Genomic DNA, 17,190 nt, shown 5'->3' with positions numbered 1-17,190 from the left:
ATGCTTTTTTGTTACGTCACACTGTGCTTAAAAGCGATATTTCCAATAGACGCCGCCATACAGACCTTCATAGCTTTGCAAAACGTCGCCCATCGTTCCGGTTTCGTTGTTAAACAAGTAATCCTCTTCTGAGTAGTCTTCATAACGGAGGTTAAGCTGCACGTTTTGATTTTCAGATACTTCATAGTCAGCGATGACCTCAAATCGGTACGAGTTCGCCTCGTTATCGGGATATTGGTAGCCACCAGATGTGGTTGAAGATTTTCCATCAGCTTGGCTGTAGCTGTAATCAAACGAGATAGAAAGTTTGTCGTCTAGTAGCTGCTCTTTATTCACACCAAAGCCAATGGTTGTGATGTCATCTTTGAGTTTGGTGGTGTAGCGATTCCAACCGACAACGTCAGAGTTTGCTTGTTGTTGCTCGGAGCGGATGACCTGTTGATTGTAAAAAACATGCCCGTTTAGTCCGTCGAGTAAATTGAAGTTGACGCTGATATCGTAGCCGTAATCTTCTCCTTCGCTTAAACCTATATCGGGTTTAACATAGTCGTCGTTTCCGTACCAAAGCTCAGCAAGTAATTGGACATCGTTTGTTACGTCATAGCCGCCGTCGCCACGGAGCTCAATCCTCTCTTTATCGGCTAAATAGTATTGGCGCAAATTAGGCGAGTCGCTGCTGTCGTCCTGCCAATCAGAGCCATCGCGAAAAGAGTAGGAGACTTTACCGCCTAATTGCCACGGTCTATTTGGTCGGTACTGGGCCCCAACAAAAACGCGTTGTTCATCGGTACGTTTTCGGTCGGCATAGCTTCGCTCATCTTGTCTAAAATGGTAACCCGTATTCACTTTTACATCAGAAGTAACACGATGCTTGAGTGTTGCTTCCAGTTTGGTTTTGGTGTGGTCGTATTTTTCTCTCGTCGATCCGATGATGGTGTTTCTATCGGAGTTATCGTCTTTATCTGAATAGTCCGAAGAAATGGCGAAAGCAGTGTCTCGCGAAAGTTTGTTGTGGTAATCCGCGCTCATTTGCCAAGTGTTAGTTTCGCCATGAAATGTATTGGAGTTAACGGGGGACTGCGGGAATGGATTTAACCCGCCTTCAGAAGACGTCTGTGACCAAAGTAAGCGGCCACTGAACGTTTGTTGATTCAACCGATAATTCCCAGTGACAGCAAATTGGTGAAAGTCGTTGTCAGGCTCATACGCAAGGTGGTTGGCGTAAGGGTTAGTAACACCGCCGTAATAGAGTGCGGACTTTTCATTGCGGAAAAATGAGCCGCGATACGCAATATCCACCAGCCACAAATCTTCAATGTAGCTCACTCCTACTTGAGTATTTAAGGTTTCATGATCGACGGCTTTGGGTATGAATCCCGGCGCGTTGGCGTAACCCGGAATGGTCGATGAATAGAGCGAAGTTGTGCCTTCTTTACGTTCGTGCTTCATGGATGCATATGGCTTCCATGGCGTATGTGGTGTGTACTTGAGTTCTAACTTAAACGTCTCTCGCGTCACTGAGTTTTCATATTTCGATAGGTCACCACTAACGAGTGCATCTTCTCTTGGATGATACGCACTGAGTGAGGACTGATTCCAGAAATACGGAGTTTCACTGTAACTGCCGAGGATACGTAATCCGTCGTACTGGCCCATTTCCCACTGCAGTAAGAAGCGTTGCAAACCAAGATCTTCGACGACGATTCGATTGTAGAACCCGTCGTCTTCATATTGTTCGATATCGGCGTTTAGGCTCGCGTTAAAGTGTTTATTGTCAGAGTTTGTACCGTAAACGGGTGGATTCCAATTATAGAATCGCGAGGAACCATCGTTGTTAAGGTAACCGACGCCGGCGCTGACTTCTCCACTCCACGTGCCATCGCTGCTGCATTCACTGCACTGCCAGCGGCTAGTGTCGGCTGGTTGAGAATGTTGTAACGAATAATCGTTGGCGTGCGCTTGCACAGCAAAAGCAAGGGAAATAGCGATGCACAGTTGAGATAGTTTCATGCCTCCCTCCTAATAACTTAATGTTTGACCACGTGGGTGGTTAGAGCCATGCACTTGATTGTGGCAGTTCAAACAACTTCCGCCTCGCACTCTCAAGTCGTTTTCAGGAATGGCTACGTTTGCATGTGGCACACGGTGACATTCCTGACATAGCATTGGCAGTCGTTTATTGAGCAGGGCTTTGTTCACTGAACCATGAGGTGTGTGGCAGGATGTGCAATCTTCAGTTACTGGCTCATGCTCCCATAAAAATGGGCCGCGTTTTTCCGCATGACACTCGTAACAAGCGTTATTGACGGTTGACCAGTTCAAGCTCGCTTCATTTAATGTCTGATGTGGATTGTGGCAGCTAGAACAAGTCATGACGCCGTCGATAATAGGATGACGACTGCGTTTGTGGATATCCGATTTGGTGCGGGAGTGACAATCGGTGCATTTGTCTGCTTGCATTTCGGCAACCATCATCGGATCGTCTTTTTGATGCAGTTGGTGACAGCTTGCACAAGACAGCCCTTCAAAAGCGTGCTCGCTACTATGCCAAGTCGAGCGTTTCGCATCTTGGTGACAAGATAAACACCCGCTGTTTTGCTTTTCAGCCGGAACAGGGGAGTTTGGCCCAAAAGTGATCATTGGCTCACGAACTTGTCCTTTTCGCGGATTGCGCGCGTGATTGTTTGCTGGGCCATGGCATGCTTCACATTGTTTATCATTCATTGGACCATGCAAGTTCGCTGACTTGCCGTGGATGTTGTCGAAAATACCGGTTGCAGGTTTGTCTGAGGTATCGTCATGGCAACGAAGGCAGCCATCTGCTCCACGGCGTGAGTATTTCCCCTCAGAAAATTTGGTGTCCAATATAGTTTCAATTTCTTCTTGAGTTAACGTCGCCGCTTTGGGGTCTGGCTTGGCGATATCTTCCGAACTGACGGTGAAGATGACGCCTAACCCAAGTATCCCAGCTACCAACCACCGCAGAAACATTGCTTTCATAGCTCTTCCTTTTCTTGTCCTTAATTGTCAAAGCATTGTGTTCAATGACGAATTCAACGGTAGTCGTATACCTTGTGAACCTTATCTACCCCTTGTGACTGACCAATGGCATGGCAAGTTGCACATTGCTCGGAGCCCATGGCTTGTGCTGCTGTGTCTGCTCCAAATACGGCGCCGTGATTCAGCATATGGTTCAGAGTCGCATCTCCTGCCACACTATCCGGGTCAGCATTAGCTAAAGATGACTCTAAGTGACACGCGCCACAGGCGACTAATGCAGGGCTAAAGTACTTACCACTCGCAAGAGAAGGGCGCGTATTTTGTTGGCTAGGTAAGTTGTATTGAGCATTGGTATGGCAGGCCTCACAGTTGTTGACTGCGCCAGGGAAAGGCGCTTCACCGCTATGAGCGGAGCCAAAGGCGTGGAATGAGTGCACGTGGTACTTTAGATCAGCTGCCATCCCAGGATAAAACGCAGAACGTTCAGAGTTATGGCAATTTTTACATTGTTGGAAGTCGGTGGCGGCATGTGGATGCTCACCAAGCTTATGGATAGTCAGCTCTTTGTGACAATCGTTACACGATGAAATGTCCGCGCCCACTGGCAGTTTGTGTTGCTTGTTGATACCAGACACATCAAACGAGCCAGATGCGTTATTGGCGGCAATGACGAAAGGCGATTTGATAAGATCGATGCCTTCAAACGTGACGCATTCGGCGAGCTCGCCATCTCTACGGTTGGCACAAAGTGGCATGTCGGCGATGTTAACCGTCAACGTAGAGTTGGAGGTTGGCTTAATCGCAGCGTCAGTGAAGTCTTTATGACACAAGAATAGGCCTTCTCCTTGAGCCTCACAGCCGTCACCAAGTGCGCCATCATCGGCGACGTTGAGACTGTTGTTTGCGACTATCGGGCCTTGGCCGTTATCCCAGTTCAGCAACAAATTGAGGTGCCCATGTTCATTAATGAAAGGAGTCAGTTCGTTGATGGATCCAATACCTGTGCCCGCTTTCGACACTCTTAGTTCAACCTCAAACTGGTCATCAATAAATCGCGCGCTTTCAACGTTGATTTCGAGCGAATCACGTGCCTTTGCAAGATTCTCTAAACGCATTACGTGAACCGTTTTAGCACTTCGGCTTGCGTCTTGGCCGATGATTGGATCGCCATTGTCATCTCGGTCATAAGGTCGGTGACAGCCCGAGCAGGAGTTTTGTGGCTCGCCGTTTCTTACCCAAACCGTACCGATTTGGTTATCATGCGCGCCTCTGTCTCGGTACAAGTGACAGGTCTCACAGGCAACTTGGCTTGGGTGTTCAAACCAATTGTTGGCGTCTGATGCTTTCGCGACATCGGTTGAATGGCAGGTTGTACAGTTGCGGGCATCTTGCGGGAAAGGGTTGCCTTCAATGACTAAACCATTGATGTCGGTAACGAGCACGTCATTCTCGTCGACAGGCTGTTTGTAAGTATCGGTGTTATTTCTGTCGCTACCTAATTTGAAAACATTACCGTGGTATTGATGAACAACGGCAGCGAGAGGGCGTCTGGCTGGCGCAGCGCCAGGATTACTGTCATTGTGGCAAGCGGTACAAACGGCAATGTTGTTATCAATTGAGCGATAGCCCGGTCCATGATGAAGCGGTTCGCCCATATGACAGTTTTCACACGTGCCTGTTTCAATCACATTGCGGGAGACCACTGCATCTGAACTTTCTTGCGGCACCCATTCAAACACGTAGGTAAAACCGTTGCCTTGCTCGCCATACGCCATGACGATTCGGTGGAGTTTATCCGCATCCCAAGCGATAAAACCGTTGTTGCTAGAAGAGTCGGCAGTATAAGGATCGGATACTTTCAAAACGTCAGGAATGGCAAACGTGTAGCGATACCCCTCGTCTGTTTTTACTAGTGTTCCATCCCAAACACTCTCCATGCTGGCACGGTTATTTGTGGTATTACTTGAGTGATGGAAACTCTTCCAATAGGTATTGCCATGACGCCCATTGAAGGCAAAGGCTGGATCGCTCGAATTTTGTGTATCGACACGAGAGGGCATTGCTTTAAGAAGTGCGATGCGAAAGTCTTTCGTTTCGTCTAGCTCATGAGATCTGCCACTGCCGTCTTTGACGGTAAAATCGACCACCAGTTTGGTTTCTCCGGTTTCTTGAGTGACCAATGATGGCTCGGAAACACTGATTTCGAAATCACCAAGTGCAGGTGGTGATGTATTCTGATCGTTTTTGCTGTCTGGACCACATCCGGTGAGCAGTAAAATAAAAAATATTAATGTAGCGATCGACTTTAAACCGTTCATAGTCCCTCTCGATTCGTCCTAAAGTAAGTGGGATTGCGTTGGAATGGTTAAATATCTCAATAAGCAATTGATTGAAATATTAATTTTGTATTCAAGCCAAAAGCAAAATATCCATATTTACATCGCTTGAATAAATCGAAATACATGGCTTGTAAGAGTATAGACGCAATATGAAATATTATTAAAATAAACCGCTTTTTCTATGTGTGAATTTTGGGTTTTAAATTATTGTGTTTTTAAATCAATTATTTGTGTTGAGGTTTGTTGTTCTTGAAGAGGTCGGTGCAGAAAAAGTAAGGGTATTGAACTACGCTACTTTAAATGGTTGACGGCTTAATATTTTTATCTTGGATATCGTTGGTTTTAAGTCGCGTTTATAAAATGATTTTCTTATCGTTTATTCGCTGTCTGGTTTTGATTAACAAAGATAATTACTACGGAGTCAGTCTAATATGCACCAACTAATTAAATTATCTCTAAAATTTTCCTCGGTGTTAGCCATTAGCTCAGTTTTGGCCTCCCACAGTTTAGCGTCACCAAGTGAGCTAATTTCACAACATGAATGTGAAGCTTGTCATGGGCCAAACGGTGTTAGCTCAGACACGAATATTCCGACCATCGCAGGGATTCCCGAGTTCAACTTTTTCGACCAGATGTTGCGTTACCTTGAGGGCAGACCCTCAGCTTCGGTTAATCACGTATACGGAGACACGAGCCAAAAAGGCGACATGGTGACGATAGTCAAATCTTTATCTGAAGCGCAGATTGAAGAGTTAGCAAAACATTATGCTGGGCTTGAGTTTGTGCCTGTTAAGCAGTCTTTCGATCAAGCGTTAGCGATGAAAGGTAAGGCTATCCACGCGAAAAGTTGCGAGAACTGTCATTCGGATGGTGGCAGTAACGCTCTGGATGAAGCTTCGATTTTAGCTGGTCAGCAGAAGGGCTATCTCGCCACTACGTTGCAACAGTTTAAGCAAGGCAAACGCTCCGTTGATAAAAAAATGGATGAGGCGTTCAAAGGGCTTAGTGCCGATGATTTAAACGCGCTCGTAGAATACTATGCGAGTTATCGCTAGCGCTGCTTTGGGATGAACACCAATGAGTTTATGGCGTAAACCAAACAGAAAATGGATGCTCGGTATACCAATTGGTGGCTTATTGGCGTTTATCCTTGGTGGGGCGGTATTCAGTGTTTTTCACTTTGGTATGGATTACACCAATCGCAACGAGTTTTGTTACAGTTGCCATATTGGGATGGATACGATAGTTGAGGAGTACCAAGCATCCCCACACTTCAAAAATGCTCAGGGTGTGATTGCCGCTACGTGCAGTGATTGCCATGTCCCTAGGGAGTTTTTTGCTAAAATCGCATTGAAAATCGGCGCTACAGCCGACATCTATCACAAACTGACAGGTGATATTACACTTGAGAATTTCGAGGCGGAGCATCGTCCGAGGTTGGCTGCTGAAGTCACACAACAGTTTATCGAGAATAAATCAAAACAGTGCCGATACTGCCATTCCGTTGACAAGATGGATTTCGAAGCGCAAGGACGAACCGTTGCGCGTCGACATCAAATGATGGAAAGTCGAGAGCAATCGTGCATTGATTGCCATGCGGGGATTGCCCATCACCTGCCTATTTCTCTAGATTCTCCAGAGACTGTCCCACCTGAGGAGTAATACTGATACTTTCGGCTTCTTTCGCGATGGCTTTGACCATGCCTTTGAATATGAATAGATGGGCTGGCATCATGGCAAACCAGTAAAGCAGCCCGAGAAACCCCTGCGGGTGCCACCAAGCGGTGATATCCAGTTCTCGTTCATCACCATGGTCTTTGATGGTAATTTCTAAACGTCCAAGCCCTGGGCCTTTCATACCAAAAAACAGTGAGAGGAACTGATCTTCCTCGCAGCGAATCACTTTCCAAGAGTCAATAAAATCGCCGACCTTGAGCTCTGGCCCCGGAGGAGAAACGCGGATCGGTTTTCCACCACCAAAAAAGATGTCGAGCCATTCACGTGTGCGCCACAAAATGTTGGCAAAGTAATAGCCTTTTTCACGACTCCCGATTTTTTGAGCCACTTTCCATAATGCCGCAGCGGAGGCTTGAGTTTTTATGCTCGCACCGGCTTGTTTAGGGTAGTAGCCATACCCTGGTTGCCATCGACGAAGTGCCGCTGGTTCAAAGCCCCAAACATTGCTGCGTACAAACGTGCCTTCATCTTGAATGGTATCGGATACCGCTTGCTCGTAGCTGATCAGCGTTTGCGGAAATCGTGCTTCAATCGCTTTGGAATCGGCAATGTAGTCATGCTCTAACCCCGCGAGTAATGCTTTGCCGATGTTTGCTGGTACAGAGGTGACCAAGCCGAGCCAGTACGATGCCATTTTTGGGGTAAGCAACGGTGTAGACCACAGCCGATAAGGCTTGTTGGTGATTCGGCAAATGACTTTAAACTGCTCGCGGTAGCTGAGTGTATCTGGCCCACCAACTTCATAAATTTGGTTTTCTTCTGGGGGTGATGCTTCGGCCAGCTGCAATAAATAGTGATTGAGGTTGGGTAGGGCAATAGGGTTGGCTTTTGAGTCGACCCATTTAGGCGCGATCAAAATAGGTAAGTTGTAGACAAAATCTCGCATGATCTCGAAAGCCGCGGAGCCGGGGCCAATGATGACGCCAGCACGCAATTCAGTTACTGGAACACCGGATTGTCGAATGATCTTTCCAGTGGCTTTACGAGCGGCTAAATGACGCGAGTTTCCGGTTTGCGGTTGGATGGCACTTAAATAAATGACATGTTTGACACGGCTTTGCTCCAATGCGTATTTAAAGTTCAAAGCAAGGTTTAGCTCGTACTCAACAAAGTCATCGCCTTGTGCCATTCCGTGCACTAGGAAAAATACCAAGTCAAAATCGTTCACCACAGCGAGCGTGGCTTCTGCGTCGGCTAGGTCCAGATACCGCAACGTTAAATTAGGATGGGGCCGAGTCCTTGACTCCAAATAATCGATATGTCGCGCTGCGGCCGTGACGGCGTAACCTTTATCTAAGAGTAACGGAAGAAGTTGAGAACCAATGTAACCCGAGGCGCCTAGCACCAACACCTTTTTCATTATCTGTCCTTTTAATCGTTGGTGGAATAAACACCACAGAGTATAATCATGAGACACTTTCCCCATTCTATCAATAAGTTGTCGTTGGAGCGCTTGTGACTTTTCTCTCTCAACTCTCAATACATGCAGATAAAGCATTCTTACGTCGCTTATTCGCGATCGCGCTACCAATTACGCTGCAAAGCATGATGTTTTCTAGTCGAGGCCTCGTTGATGTGCTTATGCTCGGCCAACTTGGTGAAGCTGAAATAGCCGCTGTTGGGGTAGCGGCGCGCGCGACGTTTGTTACTACCATCATGTTAGTTGGGGTGACGACGGGTGGTGCATTACTGACCGCACAATATTGGGGGGCAGGCGATAAAGTCGGGGTACGTCGCAGTACCGCTTTAACATGGATGATAGCCATGGTGTTTGCCGGCATTGCTGTTGCTTTGTTTGTTATTTTCCCACAGCCAGTCATGAAACTGACTACAGACTCACAAGAAGTGATTGAGTTAGGGGCCAGCTATCTAATTATTTCATCCGTTAGCATGTTTGCTGTTGCGTGTGTCGCTAGTATGTCGGTGGGCTTGAGAGCGATGCACCAACCGGGGCTGAGCACATTTTTTAGTGGTATAGGCATTCTGTCTAATGTTTTCCTCAACTGGGTGTTAATTTTTGGTCACTTAGGTTTTCCTGCTTTAGGGATTACAGGGGCAGCCATTGCAACGGTTATCAGTGGCGCTATCGAAGTCGGTTGTCTATTTGGCTATTTATGGCTGAAGAAACACATAATTGCATTTGGTTGGGATGATATACGCGCAGGTTTGGTTTTAGACAAAATAACGCGTTTCTTGAGCCTTTCCTTACCGACCACATTTAACTTTTTGGCATGGGCCGGTGGATTGTTCGCTTACCATGCCATCATGGGGCAAGCGGGTGTGCAAGGTTTGGCTGCGTTGTCGGTGATGACGCCCGTTGAGTCAATCGCATTGGCTATGATGATTGGCCTATCGAATGCAGCTGCGGTTTTAGTGGGTAACCAACTCGGCGCGAAAAACTTTGAACCTGTGTATTACCAAGCTTGGGCTACGGTCATTTTGAATGTGTTTATCGCATTTGTGGTCGCAGTTGTATTGATAGTGTCCAATCAATGGATCCTTAATGCGTTTAGTGCACTGACAGCGGATACTCGCCAGTTAGCTGAACAGTTTATGGTGATTCTTGCTTTAGGTGTCGTATTACGCTCGGTGCCGATGATGGTCATTGTTGGGGTATTACGTGCGGGTGGCGACGTTAAGTTTTGTTTGTATCAAGACATTCTTGCGCAGTGGGTGATTGGGATTCCACTCGCGGCATTTGCAGCGATTCAGCTCGGTTGGGAGCCGCAATGGGTTTACTTACTCTTTTTGACCGAGGAAGTTGTGAAGTGGACGATTTGTCTGCCAAGAATGGTGAGCCGAAAATGGATGAAAAACCTTATCGGTCAATAGAGGTAAACAGAGCTTTCTGCAGCTGCAAAAATCTGCTCAATACGTCAACAAAATTAGGAACAGAAAGTGAATCGAGTTGCATTTGTACTCTCATAGTGTGATCAAGCATTCAAAATACTTTCTACTAACAGGATTTTAGTGTAGATTCTGATCCCAATTTTTAAATACCATCCGAGCGGCATAATCAATGTTAAAACTGTCAGACCTATGTAAAGGCTATGTAGACGGGGGTGAATTTCACCCTGTATTACAAGGGGCAGAATTAACATTACAGCAAGGTGACCAAGTCGCTCTGATGGGAGAAAGTGGTTCGGGTAAAAGTACTTTGCTGAACTTAATTGCCGGACTGGATACTGCAGACTCTGGTGAAGTTCAGTTTCCAAATTTTGCCATGCATGATGCGCCAGAGCATTTGAGAACCCTTTATCGCCGCAACAATATTGGTAATATCTTCCAACAGTTCAACCTGCTTCCTACGCTCAATATTGCCGACAATATTCGTTTTTGTCGTCAGTTAAAAGGTTTGCCAGAAGATAAAGAGTTGTGGCGTCAAATTCTTTCTGCTCTGGATTTAATGCCTCTGCTAGGCCGTTACCCGGAAGAAGCATCTGGTGGTCAGCAACAACGTGCTGCTATTGCTCGCGCACTCTATATGGAACCTAAAATCCTACTCGCTGATGAGCCAACTGGTAGCCTAGACGAGCGAAACGCAGAAGCGGTAATGCGCTTATTGACGAGTCTCGCTCGCCAACTGGAGTGTACTTTGCTGTTAGTGACGCACAGTGAAAAAGTGGCGGCCCATATGGAAGGTAAGATTCGACTTCAAGGAGGGCAACTGCATGTTATGGCCCGTAGTTAAGGCACTACTCGGTCATTACCGTCGTTACCCACTACAAATTATTCTTGTCTGGCTAGGGTTAACCTTAGGCGTGTCCCTTCTTGTTGGTGTTACTTCTATCAATCAGCATGCAAAACAAAGTTATGCGACAGGAGAAAAGCTTTTCTCCAATCCTTTGCCATACCGAATCCGAACTAAACACTCTGCCAATAAAATCCCTCAAGGTTTCTATATCCAGTTGCGTCGAGCTGGGTTTAACCAATGTGCGCCGTTTGACGTGCTACATCTAGATGCTAAAACCGATATGAGCTTGATGCTGGTGGGGATTGATCCTGTCGCGATGATTCCATTGCAGCAAGGCAAATCTTTGGGTGAGATGCCCGTTCTATCATTAATGAAACCTCCTTATCCCATTCTAGTCAGTCAAGATTTGGCCGCTTACATGAGTTGGCAGGATGGGGACTTTATTGAGATGAATGACGGAAGTCGTCTCGGACCGATTCAAGTCGATAAAAACAAAATGCTCTCAGGGACTCGGCTGGTTACCGACATCTCATTACTGCGTATGCTCAAGCGGAGCTCAGGTTTATCTGCGATTTCTTGTGGTGAAATGCCAGAGGAAAAGCTAATAGCACTGAAAAATATGCTTCCCAATGGCATGACGCTCGTTAGGAATACGCGTACGGAGCTTGAGTCGTTAACTAATGCATTCCACATGAATCTCACTGCGATGGGGATGCTGTCATTTTTGGTCGGGTTGTTTATTTTTTATCAAGCGATGTCTTTGTCATTTATTCAGCGACAACGTTTGGTGGGTATTTTGAGACAGACGGGGGTCAACGGAACGCAGTTGGCTCAAGCATTGTTGTTAGAGTTGTCGTTGCTCGTCTTTATTGCGTGGGCGTGTGGTAACTTTTTTGGTTTGATCTTGGCAAATGAACTGATCCCTGCAGTCTCATCGAGCCTGAGCGATTTGTACGATGCCAACGTAGGCTTAACAATAGGATGGTCTTGGCAGTCCAGCTTATATAGTCTGATCATGGCAGCGATGGGCGCATTAATATCGTGTTTGTGGCCATTGATTCGTTTGTTGAAGTCACAGCCAATTCGTCTATCTTCTCGACTGTCATTAATGCGATTTGCAGGGCGTGAGTTCTCTTGGCAGGCTCTTGCTGCGTGTGCGTTTTGTGTCGCGGCAATCGCAGTGTATCAAGCACCGAAAACACAAGAAACTGGCTTTGCCATTATTGCGCTGATGTTGGTTAGTGTGGCCTTGTTCATGCCATTTATTATGTGGCATATGTTCCAGAGCTTTTCTTACACCATGCGTTGGGTACGTGTACGTTGGTTTTTTGCCGATGCGGCTGCGAGCATGAGTTATCGCGGTGTGGCAACAATGGCGTTTATGTTGGCACTGGCGGCAAACATCGGCGTAGAAACGATGGTAGGCAGCTTTAGGGATACGACCGATAAATGGCTGAGCCAGCGATTAGCAGCGGATATTTATATCTATCCGACAAATAACTCAGCAGCTCGGATGAGTGCGTGGCTGCAAAACCAACCAGAAGTCAACTCGGTTTGGTGGCGTTGGGAAAAAGATATGCCAACCGAACATGGTGCTTTGCAAGTGGTGAGTACAGGCTCTTCTGAAGGTGAGCTAGATGCACTGACGGTAAAACTAGGTGTCCCGAATTACTGGTATCAACTGCACGCGACCAAGAGCTTGATGGTGAGTGAATCGATGGCTTTGAAGTTGGATATTCGCCCAGGAGACTTCATTAACTTGCAGGAACCACTGGGTGGAGACTGGCAAGTCGTTGGTGTTTATTACGATTATGGAAACCCGTATAACCAGGTGATGATGTCGCACCGAAATTGGCTGTATGCATTTGCAGGGACGGGCAATGTTGGCCTTGGTGTGGTGTTAAAAGATAGCGTTAATGGGGAGGGGCTGAAAAATCGCTTAGAAAATGTATTCCGCCTCCCGCAAGACCGTGTGTTTGATAATGGTAATATCTATAGTCAGGCAATGAGGGTATTTGATCATACCTTCGCTATTGCAGGAACCTTGGGCAACATCACGCTGATTATTGCTGTGTTTGGTTTATTCTTCGCGACATTGGCGGGTGAACTGTCGCGGCAGCGGCACTTCTCTTTGCTGAGATGTATGGGTGTATCCGGAAAGGAACTTGTCGCATTGGGTGGCTTGCAGTTGTTTGTCTTCGGGGCCATTTCCGCGATTATTGCGGTGCCACTTGGTCTGGCACTTGCACACTTGATCGTTGATATTATCATTAAGCAATCATTCGGTTGGTCTCTGGAGCTTCAAACGATCCCTTGGGAATACGCTCAAACTATTGCTTGGGCGATGCTTGCCATCATGATTGCTGGCGCATTGCCAGTTATTAGAATGATTAAGAGTACGCCAATGAAGTCATTAAGGGATGCGTTGTAATGAAAAAAGTGGGCTCTAAAAAACGCTTGTTAGTTTCAACGATCATTGTTATTACGTTTGCCTTTTTGACCGGTGCTGCTTTTTACTCAACTTTTTGGTTGGAAGCGACAGCGACACAAGAAAGCGAGCTTAACTCTATTCTAACGCGTGAAAATCAAACGATTTTCGAACCTGTATTACCTGACGAGCATGTCTCTTTACCGTCAGACTTTCGCTTTCATCCCGAGTACCAACATGAATGGTGGCACTACTTTGCGAAGCTGAAAGATGAGCAAGGGAAAATATACAATGTTCAATGGAGCTACTTCAGGGTCGCGACGGATGAGCGAGAAACCAGCGGATGGCAAAACCCTCAACTGTACATTTCACATGTTGTCGTTAGCCATGGTTCGCACGTCTGGAAAGAGCAACGTGTAGCGAGAGGCGGGATAGGCCAAGCTGGCATGACTAATCGTCCTTTCAGGTTATGGATTGATAATTGGACGTGGCGTTCACTTGGTGCAACGCCTTTCCCTGGTAACTTGAATGTGACTACCGATACGTTTGGTTTAGATCTCAATACTATGACAAATGGCCCCTTTGTCGTGAATGGAGACAAAGGTTTTCAGGTTAAACACGCGTTACAATCTGTTGCCTCTTTCAGTTTTAGTGCGCCATTTTTAAAGGTGAAAGGGAGTTTGAATATTAATGGCAAACGCTTCTCTGTTGCTGGCTCTGCTTGGGCTCAGAAAGAGTGGGGCAGTGGCTTAATTGGTGAAGGGCAACAGGGTTGGGATTGGTTTGTATTCAATTTAGATGATGGTCGAGCACTGACAGTCAGCCGCTATCGCCACCATGGACAAACACCGCATGTATTTGGCACCTTGTCCACACGCTCAGGTAAAGTCATTAATCTCTCAGATGATGATATCAGTATTAAACCAATGCAAGTGACCAGTTTATCAAATGGAAGAAGGCTGCCTTTGCAGTGGATTATTAATATTCCAAAGCATCAAATTAACTTGACCACTCGTATTATCAAATCAGATATGTGGCTTCCGTTTGTTATACCGTATTGGGAAGGTCCTACCTTAGCTTCTGGCTCCAACGAGGCTTGGGGCTTTATGCAGCTCACTGGTTATTAAATTCTGATAAAAACCACCCTAATGGGTGGTTTTTTAGTGGATGAAACTTCCTGAGTTTTTCTCAAAAGTATGGGGTTATCATGACAGTACATGCCATGTTATGCTGATTTTCTCATAATCTTGATAAACATTTGGCGCGATAACAACAAGTACGCGCTGTGATCAAAATTGAGTGTTATGTTGGAAAATACGATGTATAGTAAACTTCATATCGGAAAAATCGAAGTTTATACTCTGAAGAAGCGATTATTCTAAAGTTTTCGACCGCTATACACTCTTATCATTCTTTGTTAATCGTTTATTAAGATAATAAATATAAGGACGAAACCATGAACGATGTCATTCGTGACTTTTTCAAAATGGAATCAGCTGGTGGTATTCTTCTCGTGATTGCCGCGGCAATTGCGATGACCATTGCTAACTCACCGCTGGGCGAAACTTATCAATCTGTACTGCATACTTATGTATTTGGTATGTCAGTTTCTCACTGGATTAATGACGGCCTAATGGCTGTTTTCTTCTTACTCATTGGCCTTGAAGTTAAGCGAGAGCTGCTTGAAGGTGCGTTAAAATCAAAAGAAACCGCAATTTTCCCTGCGATTGCAGCGGTTGGCGGTATGTTAGCTCCTGCTCTTATTTACGTAGCCTTTAATGCCAACGATCCTGAGGCGATTTCTGGTTGGGCAATTCCAGCGGCGACAGATATCGCTTTTGCTTTAGGTATCATGGCGTTATTAGGTAAGCGTGTACCAGTAAGCCTAAAAGTGTTCTTGCTGGCGCTTGCTATCATCGATGATTTAGGTGTGGTTGTTATTATCGCGCTATTTTACACCGGTGACCTGTCGACCATGGCGTTGCTTGTTGGTTTCATCATGACTGGTGTCCTATTCATGTTGAATGCGAAGGAAGTAACAAAACTTACGCCATACATGATCGTCGGTGCGATCTTATGGTTCGCGGTGCTTAAATCTGGTGTTCACGCAACATTGGCAGGTGTAGTGATTGGTTTTGCTATCCCACTAAAGGGAAAGCAGGGCGAACATTCTCCACTTAAACATATGGAGCACGCGCTTCACCCATACGTGGCATTTGGTATTCTGCCTCTATTCGCATTTGCCAATGCGGGGATTTCGTTAGAAGGCGTATCGATGTCAGGTCTAACTTCAATGCTGCCACTCGGTATTGCTTTGGGTCTACTGGTTGGTAAGCCTCTAGGTATCTTTACCTTTAGCTGGGCAGCGGTAAAAATGGGCGTTGCTAAGTTACCTGAAGGCGTTAACTTCAAGCATATCTTTGCGGTATCTGTGTTGTGTGGTATTGGCTTTACAATGTCTATCTTCATTTCCTCTTTAGCGTTCGGAAATGTAAGTCCTGAATTTGATACCTATGCTCGACTCGGTATCTTAATGGGTTCGACGACAGCAGCATTACTTGGCTATGCCTTACTGCACTTTTCTTTGCCTAAGAAAGCGCAAGCGTAAGATAAAAATGCGCTATTTTGTAAAGCCTCCCAATCGGGAGGCTTTTTTATACCCATAGTTCAGTACATCAGCGACTTAATAGCGACACTTTCGTATTGAGCGGATGTCTAGACCATGGAGATGAACGGAATCATCGAAAAGTTAGGTGGTAGATCTGCGGGCGAAAAAAAGCCCAGCCGAAAATTTGACTGGGCGGATACAAACATAGGAGTTAATAAGAAAAAAGCAGCAACGTAACAATTAGATGGAAACAAGTTTGACGGCCAGTGAAACTTAAAATGCCCTAGTTGTTACATTTATTCAGACCGAGCCTTTTCCAAACAGTTCCATTTTTTTTTCAAAAAAATTCGATTTAATTCTTTCTGCCCGCTTGTATCGTAAAGAAGTAAGAGAAGAGGCGAACAGCGTAACCAACTTAATGGCGGTTTGAAACTCGATAGCCCTCTTTTCTATAGTAGCTATAAACTTAAATTGCATTTCAAACCCGCACCTCCTGCTCCGACCGCCTAACGACATTGCTAGCGTTTCAAATACGATGGTTTGCGAAACTTGGTCATTTTCTTCAGGCGAGCATCATTTGCTTATTAGACTTAAATTCAAAAGATTAGATCACACCTTCTAAGTTCTGGTCAGACCAATTGGTGAAAGTGTGATGTTAATCATTTGTTAATCTAAAGTTTCAGGAGTATATTTTCAAACAGTTGTTTAATACGAGTGATTAAAATGGCCCCGAGAACATCAACAAAAGAAAAAATACTCGATGTCGCAGAAGGACTCTTTGCTGAACATGGTTTTAATGATACTTCGCTAAGAACGATAACAGGTAAAGCGAACGTCAACTTAGCATCGGTAAATTATCACTTTGGCGATAAAAAAACGCTAGTTAGAGCGGTTTTAGATAGATACCTAGAAGCGCTCATGCCGAGCATTAAAACCTCACTAATTGAGTTAAATACGCGTGATAGCTACGACATGGACGACGTCTTTGAGTCATTGCGTTTACCTTTGCGTACATTAAATGATGTGCGCCCCAATGGTACTGCATTATTCATGTTGTTAATTGGCCGTGGTTACACAGACGTACAAGGTCATCTGCGTTGGTTCATCACCACTCGATATGAAGAGGTACTTAACCTCTTCACCTTCTCGATAATGAAGGCAAACCCGGAACTATGTGAGGAGCAGCTGTTTTGGCGACTGCACTTCACGCTAGGTACCTGCGTATTTACGATGGCTTCAAGCCAGGCTCTTTCAGAGCTTGCTGAAAGTAAATTTGAAAAGGAAGTCGATGTGAAATCTGTCGTCGATTTACTGATTCCTTATTTGTCAGCAGGAATGTCAGCGAAGCAGTTGGCACAAGACAAATAAGAAAGTTAAACCAATA

The 17,190-nt window shown here is 45.6% G+C and carries 12 protein-coding genes; 8 read left to right on the top strand and 4 right to left on the bottom strand.

The window, feature by feature from the left end; all coding sequences use genetic code 11:
• Window positions 1–27: 27 nt before the first annotated feature.
• Genes NL644_RS14865 through NL644_RS14855 form a run of 3 tightly spaced genes read right to left on the bottom strand, consistent with a single transcriptional unit; the run spans window position 28 to window position 5,318 of the window.
• Window positions 28–2,010 carry an MtrB/PioB family decaheme-associated outer membrane protein gene (locus tag NL644_RS14865; protein ID WP_253658582.1) on the bottom strand — a complete coding sequence of 661 codons (1,983 nt, stop codon included), beginning with the start codon at window positions 2,008–2,010 and terminating at the stop codon, window positions 28–30.
• 9 nt (window positions 2,011–2,019) lie between these two features.
• Window positions 2,020–3,000 (bottom strand): DmsE family decaheme c-type cytochrome, encoded by a 981-nt coding sequence (locus tag NL644_RS14860; protein WP_253658581.1) that lies wholly within the window; start codon window positions 2,998–3,000, stop codon window positions 2,020–2,022.
• A 53-nt stretch (window positions 3,001–3,053) separates the two neighbouring features.
• Window positions 3,054–5,318 carry an OmcA/MtrC family decaheme c-type cytochrome gene (locus NL644_RS14855; RefSeq protein WP_253658580.1) on the bottom strand — a complete coding sequence of 755 codons (2,265 nt, stop codon included), beginning with the start codon at window positions 5,316–5,318 and terminating at the stop codon, window positions 3,054–3,056.
• A 452-nt stretch (window positions 5,319–5,770) separates the two neighbouring features.
• Between NL644_RS14855 and NL644_RS14850 the strand changes: the two genes are divergently transcribed.
• The gene (locus NL644_RS14850) at window positions 5,771–6,394 is read left to right on the top strand and encodes a c-type cytochrome (protein WP_104971535.1); all 624 of its coding nucleotides are present in this window, start codon (window positions 5,771–5,773) and stop codon (window positions 6,392–6,394) included.
• A 22-nt stretch (window positions 6,395–6,416) separates the two neighbouring features.
• Window positions 6,417–7,001: a NapC/NirT family cytochrome c gene (locus NL644_RS14845; RefSeq protein ID WP_253658579.1), complete on the top strand. Its 585-nt coding sequence runs from the start codon at window positions 6,417–6,419 to the stop codon at window positions 6,999–7,001.
• Here the strand turns inward: NL644_RS14845 and NL644_RS14840 are convergent.
• A complete protein-coding gene (locus tag NL644_RS14840; RefSeq protein ID WP_104971537.1) occupies window positions 6,958–8,436 on the bottom strand; it encodes a DUF2867 domain-containing protein in 1,479 nt (492 codons plus the stop codon). The genes NL644_RS14845 and NL644_RS14840 overlap by 44 nt on opposite strands.
• A gap of 95 nt (window positions 8,437–8,531) precedes the next feature.
• Between NL644_RS14840 and NL644_RS14835 the strand changes: the two genes are divergently transcribed.
• The 6 genes from NL644_RS14835 to NL644_RS14810 all read left to right on the top strand — a co-directional run bounded on the left by NL644_RS14835 (window position 8,532) and on the right by NL644_RS14810 (window position 17,174).
• Window positions 8,532–9,908, top strand: a complete 1,377-nt coding sequence (locus tag NL644_RS14835) for an MATE family efflux transporter (RefSeq protein ID WP_114322459.1) — start codon at window positions 8,532–8,534, stop codon at window positions 9,906–9,908.
• A 187-nt stretch (window positions 9,909–10,095) separates the two neighbouring features.
• Window positions 10,096–10,767: an ABC transporter ATP-binding protein gene (locus tag NL644_RS14830; RefSeq protein ID WP_005393230.1), complete on the top strand. Its 672-nt coding sequence runs from the start codon at window positions 10,096–10,098 to the stop codon at window positions 10,765–10,767.
• The gene (locus NL644_RS14825) at window positions 10,748–13,201 is read left to right on the top strand and encodes an ABC transporter permease (protein WP_005393229.1); all 2,454 of its coding nucleotides are present in this window, start codon (window positions 10,748–10,750) and stop codon (window positions 13,199–13,201) included. The genes NL644_RS14830 and NL644_RS14825 overlap by 20 nt, the downstream gene beginning before the upstream one ends.
• Window positions 13,201–14,325, top strand: a complete 1,125-nt coding sequence (locus NL644_RS14820; RefSeq protein ID WP_046874817.1) for a lipocalin-like domain-containing protein — start codon at window positions 13,201–13,203, stop codon at window positions 14,323–14,325. Before NL644_RS14825 ends, NL644_RS14820 begins: the two co-directional genes overlap by 1 nt.
• 329 nt (window positions 14,326–14,654) lie before the next feature.
• The gene (gene nhaA, locus NL644_RS14815; RefSeq protein ID WP_006742626.1) at window positions 14,655–15,806 is read left to right on the top strand and encodes a Na+/H+ antiporter NhaA; all 1,152 of its coding nucleotides are present in this window, start codon (window positions 14,655–14,657) and stop codon (window positions 15,804–15,806) included.
• A gap of 723 nt (window positions 15,807–16,529) precedes the next feature.
• Window positions 16,530–17,174 carry a TetR/AcrR family transcriptional regulator gene (locus NL644_RS14810; RefSeq protein WP_005393225.1) on the top strand — a complete coding sequence of 215 codons (645 nt, stop codon included), beginning with the start codon at window positions 16,530–16,532 and terminating at the stop codon, window positions 17,172–17,174.
• The last annotated feature ends 16 nt before the right edge of the window (window positions 17,175–17,190 follow it).

The sequence above is a fragment of the Vibrio sp. Y10_XG_PY6 genome (assembly GCF_024181795.1).
Classification (GTDB): Bacteria; Pseudomonadota; Gammaproteobacteria; order Enterobacterales; family Vibrionaceae; genus Vibrio; species Vibrio diabolicus.
Note: the sequence above shows the minus strand (reverse complement) of the source record. Positions and strands in the feature narration are given on the sequence as shown.